The sequence below is a fragment of the Aureimonas phyllosphaerae genome (assembly GCF_047943035.1).
Lineage (GTDB): Bacteria > Pseudomonadota > Alphaproteobacteria > Rhizobiales > Rhizobiaceae > Aureimonas > Aureimonas phyllosphaerae.
Genome location: NZ_CP181348.1, coordinates 2,940,751 through 2,955,703 on the forward strand (window position 1 = coordinate 2,940,751; position 14,953 = coordinate 2,955,703).

General features: G+C 66.3%; 14 protein-coding genes. 5 read left to right on the forward strand and 9 right to left on the reverse strand.

Features of this window, described 5'->3' with window-relative positions; translation table 11 throughout:
* Nucleotides 1-129 precede the first annotated feature (129 nt).
* From ACLNGM_RS13925 to ACLNGM_RS13940, 4 genes are all read left to right on the forward strand, one after another.
* Nucleotides 130-1,980 carry an ABCB family ABC transporter ATP-binding protein/permease gene (locus tag ACLNGM_RS13925; RefSeq protein ID WP_416358450.1) on the forward strand — a complete coding sequence of 617 codons (1,851 nt, stop codon included), beginning with the start codon at nt 130-132 and terminating at the stop codon, nt 1,978-1,980.
* Nucleotides 1,981-2,070: 90 nt separating this feature from the next.
* Nucleotides 2,071-2,769, forward strand: a complete 699-nt coding sequence (locus ACLNGM_RS13930) for a phosphatidylserine decarboxylase (RefSeq protein ID WP_416355383.1) — start codon at nt 2,071-2,073, stop codon at nt 2,767-2,769.
* A gap of 4 nt (nt 2,770-2,773) precedes the next feature.
* Nucleotides 2,774-3,550 carry a CDP-diacylglycerol--serine O-phosphatidyltransferase gene (gene pssA / locus ACLNGM_RS13935; protein ID WP_416355384.1) on the forward strand — a complete coding sequence of 259 codons (777 nt, stop codon included), beginning with the start codon at nt 2,774-2,776 and terminating at the stop codon, nt 3,548-3,550.
* Nucleotides 3,551-3,563: 13 nt separating this feature from the next.
* Nucleotides 3,564-4,118, forward strand: a complete 555-nt coding sequence (locus tag ACLNGM_RS13940; RefSeq protein ID WP_416355385.1) for a pyridoxamine 5'-phosphate oxidase family protein — start codon at nt 3,564-3,566, stop codon at nt 4,116-4,118.
* 6 nt (nt 4,119-4,124) lie between these two features.
* On the opposite strand, the gene ACLNGM_RS13945 is transcribed toward ACLNGM_RS13940, so the two are convergent.
* The 4 genes from ACLNGM_RS13945 to radA form a co-directional block, all read right to left on the reverse strand.
* Complete coding sequence (locus ACLNGM_RS13945; RefSeq protein ID WP_416355386.1) at nt 4,125-4,865, reverse strand: SDR family NAD(P)-dependent oxidoreductase; 741 nt, start codon at nt 4,863-4,865, stop codon at nt 4,125-4,127.
* Between the two features lie 42 nt (nt 4,866-4,907).
* Nucleotides 4,908-6,383 (reverse strand): amidophosphoribosyltransferase, encoded by a 1,476-nt coding sequence (gene purF / locus ACLNGM_RS13950; RefSeq protein ID WP_416355387.1) that lies wholly within the window; start codon nt 6,381-6,383, stop codon nt 4,908-4,910.
* A gap of 156 nt (nt 6,384-6,539) precedes the next feature.
* Nucleotides 6,540-7,175 carry a CvpA family protein gene (locus ACLNGM_RS13955; RefSeq protein WP_416355388.1) on the reverse strand — a complete coding sequence of 212 codons (636 nt, stop codon included), beginning with the start codon at nt 7,173-7,175 and terminating at the stop codon, nt 6,540-6,542.
* 80 nt (nt 7,176-7,255) lie between these two features.
* Nucleotides 7,256-8,644: a DNA repair protein RadA gene (radA, locus tag ACLNGM_RS13960; RefSeq protein WP_090959889.1), complete on the reverse strand. Its 1,389-nt coding sequence runs from the start codon at nt 8,642-8,644 to the stop codon at nt 7,256-7,258.
* Between the two features lie 199 nt (nt 8,645-8,843).
* Here radA and poxB point away from each other — a divergent pair, with 199 nt between their 5' ends.
* Entirely contained in the window at nt 8,844-10,562 is a 1,719-nt protein-coding gene (poxB, locus tag ACLNGM_RS13965) for a ubiquinone-dependent pyruvate dehydrogenase (protein ID WP_416355389.1), read from the forward strand.
* 40 nt (nt 10,563-10,602) lie between these two features.
* Here poxB and ACLNGM_RS13970 read toward each other — a convergent pair whose 3' ends face one another.
* From ACLNGM_RS13970 to rpsF, 5 genes are all read right to left on the reverse strand, one after another.
* The gene (locus ACLNGM_RS13970; RefSeq protein WP_090959883.1) at nt 10,603-12,087 is read right to left on the reverse strand and encodes a replicative DNA helicase; all 1,485 of its coding nucleotides are present in this window, start codon (nt 12,085-12,087) and stop codon (nt 10,603-10,605) included.
* A 251-nt stretch (nt 12,088-12,338) separates the two neighbouring features.
* Nucleotides 12,339-12,920, reverse strand: a complete 582-nt coding sequence (rplI, locus tag ACLNGM_RS13975; protein ID WP_090959880.1) for a 50S ribosomal protein L9 — start codon at nt 12,918-12,920, stop codon at nt 12,339-12,341.
* A gap of 23 nt (nt 12,921-12,943) precedes the next feature.
* The gene (locus ACLNGM_RS13980; RefSeq protein ID WP_416355390.1) at nt 12,944-13,867 is read right to left on the reverse strand and encodes a hypothetical protein; all 924 of its coding nucleotides are present in this window, start codon (nt 13,865-13,867) and stop codon (nt 12,944-12,946) included.
* 174 nt (nt 13,868-14,041) lie between these two features.
* On the reverse strand, nt 14,042-14,290 hold the full coding sequence (gene rpsR, locus ACLNGM_RS13985; RefSeq protein WP_055884193.1) for a 30S ribosomal protein S18: 249 nt from the start codon (nt 14,288-14,290) through the stop codon (nt 14,042-14,044).
* Complete coding sequence (rpsF, locus tag ACLNGM_RS13990; RefSeq protein ID WP_055884195.1) at nt 14,290-14,727, reverse strand: 30S ribosomal protein S6; 438 nt, start codon at nt 14,725-14,727, stop codon at nt 14,290-14,292. Before rpsF ends, rpsR begins: the two co-directional genes overlap by 1 nt.
* Nucleotides 14,728-14,953: the final 226 nt, after the last annotated feature.

Below are 14,953 nucleotides of genomic sequence, written 5' to 3' on the forward strand. Positions count from 1 at the left end.
TCCTGCGAGGGGTAGAGGGATAGAAGCGTTCCAAAACGGCGGCTGCCACCGGCCGGTCGCCCGTCGCGATGGAACGCCACGATCTTGTCCCAGACATCCAAGCCCGCCGCCGCCGGCGAAGGTCGCGTCATGTGGCGCACGCTTAAGAGCCTTTGGCCCTACATGTGGCCGGAAGGACGGCCCGACTTGCGAGCCCGCGTCGTCTGGGCGAGCTTCTACCTCGTGCTCGCCAAGCTTTTGACGGTCGGTATTCCGTACTTCTTCAAGTGGGCGACCGATGCCCTCGACGGAAGTCATACGGCGCAGGAGTGGCTACCGCTCGTGCTCACCGGGGCGGTGACGCTCGTCGTCGCCTACAACGTCGCTCGCGTCGTGTCCGTCGCGCTCAACCAGTTGCGCGACTCGTTGTTTGCCAGCGTCGGACAACACGCGGTCCGCGTTCTCGCCTTCAAGACATTCGTGCATATGCACCAGCTGTCGCTGCGCTTCCACCTGGAGCGGCGGACGGGCGGACTCAGCCGCATCATCGAGCGCGGCACCAAGGGCATCGAGACGATCGTGCGCTTCACGATCCTCAACACGGTGCCGACGATCCTCGAATTCGCGCTGACGGCCGCGATCTTCGGTTTCGCCTACGGCTGGCGGTATCTCGTGGTCGTCGCGGTGACGGTGTTCGCCTACGGCTGGTTCACGATCAAAGCGAGCGACTGGCGCATCGCGATCCGCCGCGAGATGAACGATTCCGATACCGAGGCGAACACCAAGGCGATCGACTCGCTCCTGAACTTCGAGACGGTGAAGTACTTCGGCAACGAGACCATGGAGGCCGAGCGTTTCGATCGCTCGATGGCGCGCTACGAGAAGGCGGCGACGCAGACCTGGACCTCGCTCGGCTGGCTCAACTTCGGCCAGGGCGTCATCTTCTCCGCCGGCATGGGCGTCGCGATGGTCATGTCGGCGCTTGAGGTGCGGGCGGGCACGCAGACGCTCGGCGACTTCGTCTTCATCAATGCGATGCTCATGCAGCTGTCGGTGCCGCTCAACTTCATCGGCTTCGTCTACCGCGAAATCCGGCAGGGGCTGACCGACATGGAGGAGATGTTCCGCCTCCTGCGTATCCGCGAGGAGGTGCGTGACCGCGATGGTGCGCCGGACCTCGTGGTCGGCGAGGGGGCCATCCGTTTCGAGGACGTGCATTTCAGCTACGATCACGAGCGCCCGATCCTGAAGGGCGTGAGCTTCGAGGTGCCGGCCGGCAAATCGGTGGCCATCGTCGGCCCCTCGGGCGCCGGCAAGTCGACGATCTCGCGGCTTCTCTTTCGCTTCTACGACGTTCAGTCCGGCCGCATCACCATCGACGGGCAAGACATCGCGTCGGTGCGGCAGGCCAGCGTGCGCGCGGCCATCGGCATCGTCCCGCAGGACACGGTCCTCTTCAACGACACGATCGCCTACAATATCCGCTATGGCCGAACGGAGGCGGCCGAGGATGAGGTGAAGCAGGCCGCGGCGCTGGCGCAGGTCGCCCACTTCATCGAGGCGCTGCCGGACGGTTACGGCACTATGGTCGGCGAGCGCGGTCTCAAGCTGTCGGGCGGCGAGAAGCAGCGCGTCGCGATCGCGCGTACGATCCTGAAGAGCCCGCCGATCCTCGTCCTCGACGAGGCGACCTCTGCGCTCGACACCCATACCGAGCAGGAGATTCAGAGCGCGCTTCAACTCGTGTCGAGGCAGCGCACGACGCTGACGATCGCCCACCGCCTATCGACGATCATCGACGCCGATGAAATCATCGTGTTGCGCTCAGGCGTCATCGTTGAGCGCGGATCGCACCGCGCGCTGCTGGCGGCGGGTGGACTCTACGCCGAGATGTGGACCATGCAGCGCGAGGCGAGCGAGGCCGAGGAAGCACTGCGTCGCGCCCGCGAGGCGGATGCGCTTGGCGTCATCGAGCGTCGCCGCCCGGCGAGCGTTGAGTAGGTCGCGCTCGGCGGCGTTGAGACCCACGCGGTTTACCCCTATGTGTCGGGGCCGGCCGCTTCTTCGGCACTGATAAGGATTCCCGCCTCGATGGATATGATCGCCTCGATCCGAAACGTCTTCGTTCCGATCCATCGGGCCGGCTATCCGTTCATTGCCGGGTTCTTCATCGCTTCCGTGCTACTCGGCCTCCTCTGGGAGCCGTTGCTCTGGATCGGCTTCGCCCTCACCGTCTGGTGCACCTACTTCTTCCGCGATCCCGCGCGGACGACGCCGGTCGGCGAAGACCTCGTGGTCAGCCCGGCGGATGGCAAGGTCTCGCTGGTCGGGCTGGTGCGTCCGCCGGCCGATCTCGGCCTCGGCGACGAGCCGCTGCTGCGCATCTCGATCTTCATGAACGTCTTCGACTGCCACGTGAACCGGGCCCCGGTCCGCGGTCGCATCGATCGGATTATCTACAAAGAAGGTCTCTTCAAGAACGCCGAGCTCGACAAGGCGAGCGAGGTCAACGAGCGTTCCGGCATGGTCATCGCCAACGCACATGGCGAAGTGGGCGTTGTGCAGATCGCAGGCGCCGTCGCCCGCCGTATCGTCGTGTTCTCCCGCGCCGGCGAGCACCTGGAGACCGGCGAGCGTTTCGGCCTCATCCGCTTCGGCTCGCGCCTTGACGTCTATCTGCCGGACGGCGCCGTGCCGCGCGTCGCGGAAGGACAGAAGGCCATCGCAGGCGAGACCGTGATCGCCGAGTATGGCGCCGGCCACCCGGCCTGGACCTTCCGGCGGGACTGAGGCGATGGTCGAGCCGATCGAACCGCCGCCCGCCGCATCCTCGCGCATTCCCATCCGTCAGATTCTGCCGAACCTCGTCACGATCCTGTCGATCTGTGCGGGCGTCACAGGCATCCGCTTCGCCTTCGAGGGCCGCTTCGAACTGGCCGTCGGGCTGGTGCTGGGGGCGGCGTTTCTCGACGGTATCGATGGGCGCATCGCACGTCTCGTGAACGGACAAAGCCGGTTCGGCGCCGAGATGGATTCGCTTGCCGACATCGTGAATTTCGGGGTGGCGCCCGCGCTTCTTCTCTATGCCTACACGCTGCACGACGTCGGATCGTTCGGCTGGATCTGCGCGCTTCTCTACATCTCGGGCTGCGCGCTTCGCCTCGCGCGCTTCAACACGATGCTGGACGAACCGAACAAGCCGGCGTGGAAGAGCGCCTATTTCACCGGCATCCCGTCGCCGGCCGGGGCCGGCCTCGCGCTGTTTCCGGTCTACCTCGGGTTTACCTCGAACGTCGCCCTGCCGGACATCACGCCGGCTGCCGCGGCGATCTACCTCGTCGTCGTCGGCGTGCTGATGGCGAGCCATATCCCGACCTATTCCGGCAAGACGATCAGCATTCCGCTGCGCCGCGAGTATGTGGCGCCCGCCGTCCTGGTCGTGGTGCTCTACATCGGCCTTCTTCTCAGCTTCTTCTGGGAAACACTGACCTTCTCGGCGATCGCCTACTACGCGACGATCCCGTTCTCCATCCGCTCATACCGCGCGCAGAAGCGGCGGACGAGCGTCTAGGACGCCCTTCGATATGGCCAAGCAGTTCGAACGGGTCGAGCCCGCGCATCGCGAGATGATGGGCCGTCAGGCGATCTTTTTCGTCGGATCGTCGGCAGGCGACAGTCGCGTCAACATCTCGCCTCGCTCGACGACCCACTTCCATGTGCTGGGAGATCTGTCGGTCGCCTATCTCGACCTCACCGGTAGTGGCAGCGAGACAGCGGCGCATGCGAAAGCCGGCGGCCGGGCGACGGTGATGTTCTGCACCTTCGAAGGCGCGCCGCAGATCCTGCGTCTGTACGGGCGCCCCCGGATCGATTTTCGCGGCTCCGAGGCGTATGCGGCCTTTCTGGCCGAACACTATCCGAACGGGGAGCCGGTCGGAGCCCGGCAGGTCGTGACGATCGATCTCGATCTCGTCCAGACGTCATGCGGCTTTGCCGTTCCGCTGTTCGAGCATGTCGGCGAGCGCCCCGTCCTCGACCGATGGGCCGAGGCTAAAGGCGAAGAGGGGCTCGTCGCCTATCGCCGGGAGAAGAACACGGTCAGCATCGACGGCCTGCCGACGGGTCTCGACGAGGCCTGAACCCGGTCAGTCCGGCATGTGATAGGTCATGAACCGGTTCTGCCTGACGTCGAAGAGACGGCCTGTCTCCGTGCAGGACGGATAGGCGAGGGGCAGGATCCGCGAGGCGACGTCGGAAGGCGTCGGCAGCGTGTTCGGGTCCTCGCCCGGCATGGCCAGCGCCCGCATCGCCGTCCGCGTTCCGCCCGGATTGACCGAGTTCACCCGCAGCGAAAGGTTCTGCGTCTCCGCAGCCCATGAACGGCCCAATGCCTCAAGGGCAGCCTTGGTGGCGGCGTAGAGCCCCCAATAGGCCTTACAGGAATGTGCCGCCCCTGATGACAAGAGGATGGCCCGCCCAGCGTCCGAGGCTCTTAGCAACGGGTCGACAGCGCGGATCAGGCGCCAGGCCGACGTGACATTGATCGCCATCGTGCGCTCGAACGTCTTTGCCTCGATGTGTCCTATGGGGCTCAGCGTTCCCAGCGCACCGGCATTGACGACCAGGACGTCGAGCTTGCCCCAGCGCTCATGCAGCGCGGCGCCCAGACGGTCGACGCCAGGCCCATCGGTCAGGTCGAGTGGCACCAGCGTCGCGGAGCCTCCGGCCTTCTGAATTTCATCATCGAGTTCTTCCAGGCCACCTACGGTCCGAGCGACGGCGACGACATGCGCGCCCTGTGCCGCGAGCTGCTTGGCCAGATGGTAGCCGATGCCACGCGAGGCACCGGAGACGAGCGCGACGCGCCCTTCGAGCTGGCCGGACATGCTGGGAACTCCTGACGCTGAAATGGGGGGACGGCAGGCGGCTCAGCCGCTCGCCATCACCGCCAGACGGTGAACGTTGCTCGCCGCTTCCTTGTCCTGGAGGCGGGTCGGATAGTCGCCCGTGAAGTAGTGGTCGGTGAACTGCGGACGGGCTTCGTCCCGGGCCGTGCCGCCGACAGCACGGTAAAGACCGTCGAGCGACAGGAAGGCGAGCGAGTCGGCGCCGATGAAGCGGCACATCGCGTCGAGCGAATCGTGCTGGTTCGCCAACAGCTTCTCCGCGTCGGGCGTGTCGATGCCGTAGAAGTCGGGGAAGTAGATCATCGGGCTCGCGACCCGAATATGGACCTCGCGCGCGCCGGCATCGCGGATCATCTGGACGATCTTGACCGACGTCGTTCCGCGCACGATCGAATCGTCGACCAGCACGACGCGCTTGCCCTCGATCATCGCGCGGTTGGCGGAGTGCTTCAGCTTCACCCCGAAGGCGCGGATCTGCTGGGTCGGCTCAATGAAGGTGCGACCCACATAGTGATTGCGGATGATGCCGTACTCGAACGGGATGCCGCTCGCCTGCGCGAAACCAAGAGCCGCGGGCGTGCCGCCGTCCGGCACTGGCACGACGACGTCGGCCTCGACCGGCGCTTCGGCCGCGAGATTCACGCCCATATTCTTGCGCGCGACATAGACGCTGCGTCCGCCGACGACCGAGTCCGGCCGGGCGAAATAGACGTATTCGAAGAGGCAGAGCCGCTCGGGCGGCGGGGAGGGCGCCTTGCGCGCGTCGATCGTGATCGAGCCGTCCGGCTGGATCTCGCAGATCACGACCTCGCCGTTCTCGACGTCGCGCACGTATTTTGCGCCGATGATGTCGAGCGCGCAGGTCTCCGAGCAGAAGATCGGCTTGCCGTCGAGTTCGCCCATCACGAGCGGGCGGATGCCGATGGGGTCGCGCGCGGCGATCAGCTTCGTGCGCGTCAGCGCCAGCATCGAATAGCCGCCCTCGACCTTGCGGATCGCGTCGATGAACCGATCGGAGGAGGACGAGTGCTTCGACCGTGCGATGAGGTGGAGGACCACTTCGGTATCGGACGTCGACTGGCAGATCGCGCCATCGGCAATGAGCTGGCGGCGAAGGGTCAGGCCGTTCGTGAAGTTGCCGTTGTGGGCGACCGCGATGCCGCCGACCTCAAGTTCGGCGAAGAGCGGCTGGACGTTGCGCAGCGCGACCTCGCCGGTGGTGGAGTAGCGCGTGTGGCCGATGGCGACGAAGCCCGGCAGCTTCGCCAGCGTCGCGGGATCGGTGTAGTGGTCGCCGACCAGACCCATGCGCTTTTCGGTGTGGAACTGCTGGCCGTCGAAGGTGACGATGCCGGCCGCTTCCTGCCCGCGATGCTGCAACGCATGGAGGCCGAGCGCCGTCAGCGTCGCCGCGTCCGGGTGTCCGAGAATGCCGAACACGCCGCACTCCTCGTGCAGCGTGTCGCCGTCGAGTTCGTCGAAGGAGAGCTTGGTCATCTCACACCCGTTCTGGCCCATCGCGGCCCGCTGCCCGGTTCCGCTTGGCATATGGGAACGGCGACCGGATTTCGCGAACAAAAATGCGATCGGCGCGATGGCACCGCGCCGACCATGCTTCCCCCCTTCGACCGGCAGGGGCAACCCCGCCGGTGATCAGTTCGCCGGTGCCTCCGCCGGCTGGTCTTCGCTGTCGCGGATCGCGTCCTCGATCGAACCGGGCTGCTCGGCTGCCGGGTTCTCGCCCGCCGGCGCGCCGTCGGCTGCGGGAGCCGGGGTGCCGAAGCGGTCGCGGATGGTCTCCTGCGGGTCGTCGGGAAGGGCGCTGACGAGGCGGTTTCCCAGCTCGTCAAGGAAGGGCTTGGAGCGGGCCTGCGCCACCCAGGGTGGCTGGTTGCCCGACTGCGGCGGCGTCAGCCAGTTGAAGAACACCATCGCGACGACGACGAGCAGCAGGCCACGGGCCGCGCCGAACAGGAAGCCGAGCGTGCGATCGATCGCACCGATGCGCGAGTCGATGATGAAGTCCGCGATCTTCAGCGTGATGAACGACACGACGATGAGCGTGCCGAAGAAGATGGCGGCGGCCGAGGCCACCAGCGCGATCTTCTCGTTGTGGATGTAGTTCGACATGAACGGCGTCAGCCGCTCGTAGAAGGCGTAGGCCGCCGCGGCGGCCGCGACCCAGCTCAGCACCGACAGGATCTCGCGGGAGAACCCGCGAACCATCGCCAGAAGCCCGGATACGAGCATGATGGCGATCAGGATCGCATCCAGCAGGGTGACGGTCATTCGTTTTCCGGTCTGGCTTCCATCGGGCGGCACGGCCGACGCCCGTTACCCGTGTCTTACACTGCGAAGACAGTGGAAAATCAAGTCTCCGATTGAAGCTGCCGCCCCGCGACCCGTGCCACGAGGTGCGGCAGGCTCTCGATCTCATGCGCCGCGACCTCCCGGTTCCGGGGAAGATCGGCGCTCGCAGAAGGCAGAACCGATTGGCGAAACCCGAGCTTTTCCGCCTCCTTCAGCCGCTGGCCCGCATGGGCGACGGGGCGCACGGAACCGGACAGACTGATCTCACCGAAATAGACGCAGTCCGTCGGAAGCGGCTGGCCAGATAGCGACGAGACGAGCGCCGCCGCGACGGCGAGATCGGCCGCCGGCTCCTGGATGCGATATCCACCGGCGACGTTGAGGTAGACGTCGTGCTGCCCGAGCCGCACGCCGCAATGGGCTTCCAGCACGGCCAGCACCATGGCGAGCCGGGGTTGGTCCCATCCGAGGACCGAGCGGCGGGGCGTACCGAGCGTCGAGGGCGCGACGAGCGCCTGGATCTCGACCAGCACCGGCCGCGTGCCTTCCATGCCGGCGAAGACGGCGGCGCCCGGCGCCTGCTCGTTTCGCTCGCCGAGAAAGAGTTCGGACGGGTTCTGGACCTCGCGCAGGCCGATGTCGCTCATCTCGAAGACGCCGATCTCGTCCGTTGGCCCGAAGCGATTCTTGACCGTGCGCAGGATGCGGTAGTGGTGTCCGCCTTCGCCCTCGAAGTAGAGAACGGCGTCCACCATGTGCTCGACGACGCGAGGCCCCGCGATCTGGCCCTCCTTCGTCACGTGGCCAACCAAGATCACCGCCGCGCCGCTCGACTTCGCATAGCGGATCAGCGCCTGGCTGCCGGCGCGGACCTGCGTCACCGTGCCGGGCGCCGACTCGGCCATGTCGGTCCAGACCGTCTGGATCGAGTCGATGATGACGAGATCGGGTCGCTTGTCCTGTCCGAGCGTCGCGAGAATGTCCTCGATGTTGGTCTCGGCCATCAGCTGGACGCTGGTATCGGCGGCCTTCAGGCGTTGGGCGCGCAGGCGCACCTGCGCCACCGCCTCCTCACCCGAAACGTAGATCACCTTGTGCCCGCCGCGCGCGAGCGCCGCGGCCGCCTGCATCAAGAGCGTCGACTTGCCGATACCGGGATCGCCGCCGACGAGGAGGGCCGATCCGCGCACGAAGCCGCCGCCGGTTACCCGGTCGAGCTCTGCGATGCCCGAGACGATGCGCGGTGCCTCCTCGGTCTCGCCCGACAGCGGCATGAGAGCCGCGGGACGCCCCTTGCGCTTGGAGCGCAACGGCCCGCCGCCGATCCCGTTGGTGTCGCTCTCCTCGACGATCGTGTTCCACTCGCCGCAGGCTTCGCACTTGCCTTGCCAGCGGGTGAACACCGAACCGCAGTTCTGGCAGATGAAGGTGGTCTTGGTCTTGGCCATGGGTACCGCGATGTGATCGACGCCCTGTAGATGGCATGAGAACAAACGGGAAACAAGGATTCCGGCGTCACGGCGCGTGCAAGGGGCCGCGTCGTTCACAGTGCATGGCTGCATCGCTTGTCGCGCAAGGAACGGTCTCGGAAGGGGGGCCGTTCTGACACGGTCCACGGAAGAGCCGCAACCGGCGCCGGAGTATGCGATGACCACGATCTCTCAACTGATGATTCAGACCCTCGCCGAGGCGGGCGTCAAACGGATATGGGGGGTCACCGGCGACAGCCTGAACGCACTGACCGCCGCACAGGCGAAGGACGGCCGCATCGACTTCCTCCACGTGCGCCACGAGGAGGCCGCCGCCTTCGCTGCGGGTGCGGAGGCGGCCGCGACGGGCAGCCTTGCGGTCTGCGCTGGCAGCTGCGGACCCGGCAATCTCCACCTCATCAACGGCCTCTACGACTGCCAGCGCAATCACGTACCGGTGCTTGCCATCGCCGCACAGATTCCGTCGAGCGAGATCGGCCTCGGCTACTTTCAGGAGACCCATCCCACCGAACTCTTTCGCGAGTGCAGCCATTTCTGCGAACTGGTCAGCAACCCTCGCCAGATGCCGGAAGTGCTGCACCGCGCGATGCGCACGGCGATCGCCCGCAAGGGCGTGGCGGTGATCGTGCTGCCCGGCGACGTATCGATGCTGGACATCGAAGGCGACGTGCCCGCGTTCGCCGCGCCGATTTTCGCGCGCCGTCTGCCGGACGATGCGGCGGTGGCGCAGGCGGCCGGGATCATCAATCTCTCGAAGCGGGTGACGATTCTCGCAGGCGCCGGTACGGCCGGGGCGCATGATGCGGTCGTCGCTCTCGCCGACCGGCTGGCCGCGCCGATCGTCCACGCCTATCGCGGCAAGGAGCACATGGAATGGAACAACCCGTTCGACGTCGGCATGACCGGCCTCATCGGGTTCTCGTCGGGCTACCATGCGCTGATGGAGTGCGACGTGCTCCTGATGCTCGGCACCGACTTTCCCTATCGCAACTTCTACCCGAAGGGCGCCAAGGTCATTCAGGTCGATACGGACCCGTCGGCGCTAGGCCGACGCGTTCCCCTCGATCTCGCGGTCGAGGCCGATGCTGGGGAGTTTGCTTCTGCGCTGGCCGGCAGGATCGCCGCCGGCCGCGACCGGACGTTCCTCGAAGCCGCGCTCGCCCACTATCGAAAGGCGCGCGAGGGACTGGACGACCTCGCCACGCCGCGCGGGGCGGGCAAGCCGTTGCACCCACAATATGTCGCACGGCTCGTCAGCGAGCTCGTCAGCGATGATGCCATCGTTACAGCCGACGTCGGGACGCCGTCGGTCTGGGCCGCGCGCTATCTGAAGATGAACGGCCGCCGCCGCCTGATCGGCTCGTTCAATCATGGTTCGATGGCCAACGCTCTGCCACAGGCGCTCGGCGCGCAGGCGGCCTTCCCGGATCGGCAGGTCGTATCCCTGTCGGGCGATGGCGGGCTGGCGATGCTCATGGGCGAACTGCTGACGGCGGTCCAGATGAAGCTGCCGGTGAAGATCGTCGTCTTCAACAACGGCTCCCTCGGTTTCGTCGAGATGGAGCAGAAAGCGGCGGGCTACCTGCCGACCTATGTCGATCTGCAGAACCCGGATTTTGCGGCCATGGCGCAGACGATCGGCCTGCGCGGCATCCGCGTGTCGGACTCGGAGGCGTTGGAGCCGGCGCTGCGCGAAGCCTTCGCGCACGACGGACCCGCCCTCGTCGACGTCGTGACGGCACGGCAGGAACTCTCGTTGCCGCCAAAGATACAGGCGGAGCAGGCGAAAGGGTTCAGCCTCTACATGCTCCGCGCGATCATGTCCGGGCGAGGCGACGAGGTCGTCGAACTCGCCACGACGAACCTACTTCGCTGACCGAACACGCCGCCTGCAACAAGGGTCGCGGGCAGCCCGACTACTCGTAGCGCTCCGGCAGGTGGCTCTCCTCGGCGAGATCGGTGAAGCGCGTGAACTCGGCCTGGAAGGCCAGCTGCGCCGCGCCCGTCGGTCCGTGGCGCTGCTTGGCGATGATCACCTCGGCCTTGCCGCGCGCCTCGTTCATTTCCTGCTGCCACTTCATGTGCTCGTCGGTGCCGAGCTTCGGCTCCTTGGCCTGCAGGTAGTATTCCTCGCGATACACGAACATCACCACGTCGGCGTCCTGCTCGATCGAACCGGACTCGCGAAGATCGGACAGCTGGGGGCGCTTGTCGTCGCGGTTTTCGACCTGACGCGACAGCTGCGACAGGGCGATGATCGGGACGTGGAGTTCCTTCGCCAGAGCCTTCAGGCCGGTCGTGATCTCGGTGATCTCCTGCACGCGGTTGCCGGCGGTCTTGGCCGAGCCCTGCATCAGCTGCACGTAGTCGATCACCATCACGTCGAGCCCGCGCTGACGCTTGAGCCGCCGGGCGCGCGCGGCGAGCTGGGCGATCGAGATACCACCCGTCTGGTCGATATAAAGCGGCGCCTTCTGCATCATTTCGGTGCAGGCGACGAGCTTGGAATATTCGGCGTCGGTGATCGAGCCGCGCCGGATCTTCGACGACGAGACCTCCGACTGCTCGGAGATGATACGCGTCGCCAGCTGTTCGGCCGACATTTCCAGCGAGAAGAACCCGACGACGCCGCCGTTCGCCGCCTTGAACGAGCCGTCGGCCTGTTCGGCTGGCTCGTAGGCCGCCGCGATGTTGAAGGCGATGTTGGTGACAAGCGACGTCTTGCCCATCGCGGGACGGCCCGCGAGGATGATGAGATCCGAGTGCTGCAGGCCGCCGAGGCGTCGATCGAGCTCTCGGATGCCGGTCGAGATGCCCGACAGGCCGCCGTCCCGATCCTTGGCTGCGCCCGCCATCTCGATGGCCAGCGCCATCGCATCCTCGAACGACTGGAATCCGCCGTCGTAGCGACCGGTCTCCGCCAGCGAGAAGAGGGCCTTCTCGGCGTCCTCGATCTGTTCCTTCGGCTCGGCGTCCACCGGCGCGTCGAAGGCGGCGTTGACCATGTCCTCGCCGATGCGGATCAGCGATCGGCGAAGCGCCATGTCGTAGACTGCGCGGCCGTAGTCGTTGGTGTTGATGATCGTCGTCGCCTCGGCGGCGAGCCGCGCGAGGTACTGGGCGACCGTCATGTCGCCGATGCGGTCGTTCGCCGGAAGGAACGTCTTCAGCGTCACGGGCGTCGCGATCTTGCCCATGCGGATCATCGCCGAGCCCTTGGAGAAGATCTCCCGGTGGATCGGCTCGTAGAAATGCTCGGGCTTCAGGTAGTCGTGGACGATGTAATAGGCGTCGTTGTTGACCAGGATGGCGCCGAGAAGCGCCTGTTCGGCTTCGATGTTGGCCGGCGCCTCACGATAGAGCGGGGCCTCCTCCTCGAATTTGCGTGCGGCTTCCGCCATCGCTCGACCTCGTCGGATTGGGTAAACATTCCTCTTAACCGAGTTGGGCCTTCCGGGCCAACAGTTCGAGAGCGGGGATCAGAAAAACACCGCAGGCGGTGGACGGCCTTGGGAAAGGCGGTGGACAAGCTGTGGACGAACCCAGGGGCAGAAGCCAGCCTATGAACGAAAAAGGGGCTCCCGGTCGAAGCCGGAAACCCCTTCCTGTGCACAGAGCTGCGGCGGGCAGTTCGCCCGCCGCCTCAGGCTTGTCAGCCGCGGTCGTCCTCGTCCTCGGCGCCTTCCTCGAAGAACTCGCCACCGCCGGGGACCACGGCATCCTCGTTCTCGCCGTAGATCGCGTCGGCCGAGTTGAGCTTCTCGCCCTTGGCCTGACGCTCAGCCTCTTCCTGAGAGCGGGCGACGTTCACCTCGATCGTGACCTGCACCTCGGCGTGGAGGTTGAGCTTCACGGTGTGGAGGCCGATCGCCTTGATCGGAACGTTCAGCTCCACCGAGTTGCGGTTCACGTTGTAGCCCTGCTCCTTCAGAATGTCGGCGATGTCGCGCGCCGAGACCGAACCGTAGAGCTGACCGGTCTCGCCAGCCGAGCGCACGATCACGAGGCGCAGGCCCTCGAGCTGGTCCGCCACGCCCTGGGCTTCCGAACGACGCTCGTCGTTGCGGGCGATGAGCGAGGCCTTCTGCGACTCGAACTTGGCGCGGTTCGCCTCGTTGGCGCGGAGCGCGCGGCCGGTCGGCAGGAGGTAGTTGCGTGCGAAGCCGTCGCGCACGCGGACGGTGTCGCCGAGACCGCCGAGGCGGGCGATGCGCTCGAGAAGAATGACTTCCATGGTTTTGTTCCTTTGTTTGAAGGTCAGGTGTTGGATGCGTCCGCCATCCGGTTTCGGGCCGTGTCGAAGACCCCAAGAACCAGGAAGGCGAAAAGCGGGATGAACAGGAGGATGATCGCGCCGTAGGCGGAGAAGAGAACCAGCCCGCGGGCGGGACGACCACGCGTGCGACGGTGCATCGCGGCGAGACCGACAAGGGTGAAGCCCATGCCGAACGCGCCGGTCAGCACGGCGCCGAGCATACCGACGATGCCCGGTGCAAAGGACGCAGCGAGACCCAGAGCGAAGATCGGGAGCGCGACACGCGGCAGCGTCGTCGCCGCGGGGAGATCGTCCTTCGGGCGGGGAAGGCGGCCGCTGATGCGCGTGATCGCGGCTGCGACGTAGAGGCAGCCGATCCAGGTGAGGACCGAGATGATCGGCTGCACGAAGGGGATCGCTGACACCACGAGCTGGACGAAGCTGCGGATCTCCTGCTCGCCCGTGATCGTACCGTCCGGCTGCTCGAGGAGAGCCTGTGTGACAGCGGCCTCGAGACCGGCAGCATCATAACTCATCAGGAGACCGAGCACGACGCAGGTCGCTGCGGCGATGCAAAGGATCGCGAAGAGAAGGCGGGAGACCGGATACCAGTCGAGGCCCGCGCCGTCGTCGCGAGGGCGCGCAAGTCCGGCCATGTGCCCCACGGCCGCCGCGGGAAGCGCCGATCCGAGCAGCATCGTCACGCCCGACAGAACGGCGCCCGTGAACGCCGCGATCGCGATGGCGGCGGTCGCAGCCGCGATGAAGCCGGCCCGGCTGCCCCAGCCGAGGCTTGCGATGAAAATGGGAACGGGAGCCGCGAGAGCCAGCACCACGGCGCCGGGCGACTGGGTCACCACGCCGGCGAACAGAAGAGCCGCTGCGACGCCGGCGACCAGTCCGATAGGGAGGGCTGAGAACTGCATGGGCTCGTTTCGCTGTCCTGCCTGCGGCAGTTAGGGGACCGATCGCCCCAACTCGGCTCTTCTCGAAACCTTCGTGATCCACCGGTGCCGAACGCGGTGGAAAAGGGAAGGCGACGGGCCGTGACCCGCCGCCGATCTTTCAGGAGAGCGCCCCAAGGAGGCGCCTCGCCGTCCTTACTTCAGGACGTAGGGCAGGAGGCCCAGGAAGCGGGCGCGCTTGATCGCCTGGGCGAGGGCGCGCTGGTTCTTCTGCGACACCGCCGTGATGCGCGACGGAACGATCTTGCCGCGCTCGGAGATATAGCGCTGCAGGAGACGGACGTCCTTGTAATCGATCTTCGGCGAGTCACCCGACGCGAACGGGTCGGACTTGCGGCGACGATGGAACGGACGACGCGTGGGGAGCTGGGCGATGTCGACCATTACGCGGCCTCCTCGTTGCGCGGACGGCGCGGACGGTCATCGTCCTCGCGACGCGGGCGGTCCTCGCGGCGGGGGCGGTCGCCACCGTCACGGTCGCCACGGCGCGGACGGTCGTCGCGCTTCTGCATCATCGCGGACTGACCCTCGTCGTGCTCCTCGACGCGGATCGTCATGTAACGCAGGATGTCCTCGTTGAAGCGCATCTGGCGCTCCATCTCGTCGACGGCCGCGGACGGCGCATCGATGTTCATCAGCGTGTAGTACGCCTTCCGGTTCTTCTTGATCCGGTAGGTGAGGGTCTTGAGACCCCAATTCTCGACCTTGCCGACCTTGCCGCCATTGGCCTCGATCACGCCGCGGTACTGATCCACGAGCGCCTCGACCTGCTGGCCGCTGATGTCCTGTCGGGCAAGGAAAACGTGCTCGTAAAGAGCCATGGCGTTTGCCTTTCCATCGGTTGCGCATTTGCCCGGCGACAGCGGCTAAGCCTCTGCGACTCTCCTGTTGGCCAAGATGGCCGGGGGCGGAAAGGCGCGTCGATAGAGACGGTCGAGAGCGGGAACACGGGAAGTCGGACAGGGGCGCACCCCAACCCGGCGGCGTCGAAACGAACCGCCTTCCGTTCAGCCCCCGGCTGACGCACGGGCAATGACGGCGCACGCC

Coding starts and splice junctions, on each gene's coding strand:
- ACLNGM_RS13925 (WP_416358450.1), top strand. CDS start 130: ATGTGGCGCACGCTTAAGAGCCTTTGGCCCTACATGTGGCCGGAAGGA.
- ACLNGM_RS13930 (WP_416355383.1), top strand. CDS start 2,071: ATGGATATGATCGCCTCGATCCGAAACGTCTTCGTTCCGATCCATCGG.
- pssA (WP_416355384.1), top strand. CDS start 2,774: ATGGTCGAGCCGATCGAACCGCCGCCCGCCGCATCCTCGCGCATTCCC.
- ACLNGM_RS13940 (WP_416355385.1), top strand. CDS start 3,564: ATGGCCAAGCAGTTCGAACGGGTCGAGCCCGCGCATCGCGAGATGATG.
- ACLNGM_RS13945 (WP_416355386.1), bottom strand. CDS start 4,865: ATGTCCGGCCAGCTCGAAGGGCGCGTCGCGCTCGTCTCCGGTGCCTCG.
- purF (WP_416355387.1), bottom strand. CDS start 6,383: ATGACCAAGCTCTCCTTCGACGAACTCGACGGCGACACGCTGCACGAG.
- ACLNGM_RS13955 (WP_416355388.1), bottom strand. CDS start 7,175: ATGACCGTCACCCTGCTGGATGCGATCCTGATCGCCATCATGCTCGTA.
- radA (WP_090959889.1), bottom strand. CDS start 8,644: ATGGCCAAGACCAAGACCACCTTCATCTGCCAGAACTGCGGTTCGGTG.
- poxB (WP_416355389.1), top strand. CDS start 8,844: ATGACCACGATCTCTCAACTGATGATTCAGACCCTCGCCGAGGCGGGC.
- ACLNGM_RS13970 (WP_090959883.1), bottom strand. CDS start 12,087: ATGGCGGAAGCCGCACGCAAATTCGAGGAGGAGGCCCCGCTCTATCGT.
- rplI (WP_090959880.1), bottom strand. CDS start 12,920: ATGGAAGTCATTCTTCTCGAGCGCATCGCCCGCCTCGGCGGTCTCGGC.
- ACLNGM_RS13980 (WP_416355390.1), bottom strand. CDS start 13,867: ATGCAGTTCTCAGCCCTCCCTATCGGACTGGTCGCCGGCGTCGCAGCG.
- rpsR (WP_055884193.1), bottom strand. CDS start 14,290: ATGGTCGACATCGCCCAGCTCCCCACGCGTCGTCCGTTCCATCGTCGC.
- rpsF (WP_055884195.1), bottom strand. CDS start 14,727: ATGGCTCTTTACGAGCACGTTTTCCTTGCCCGACAGGACATCAGCGGC.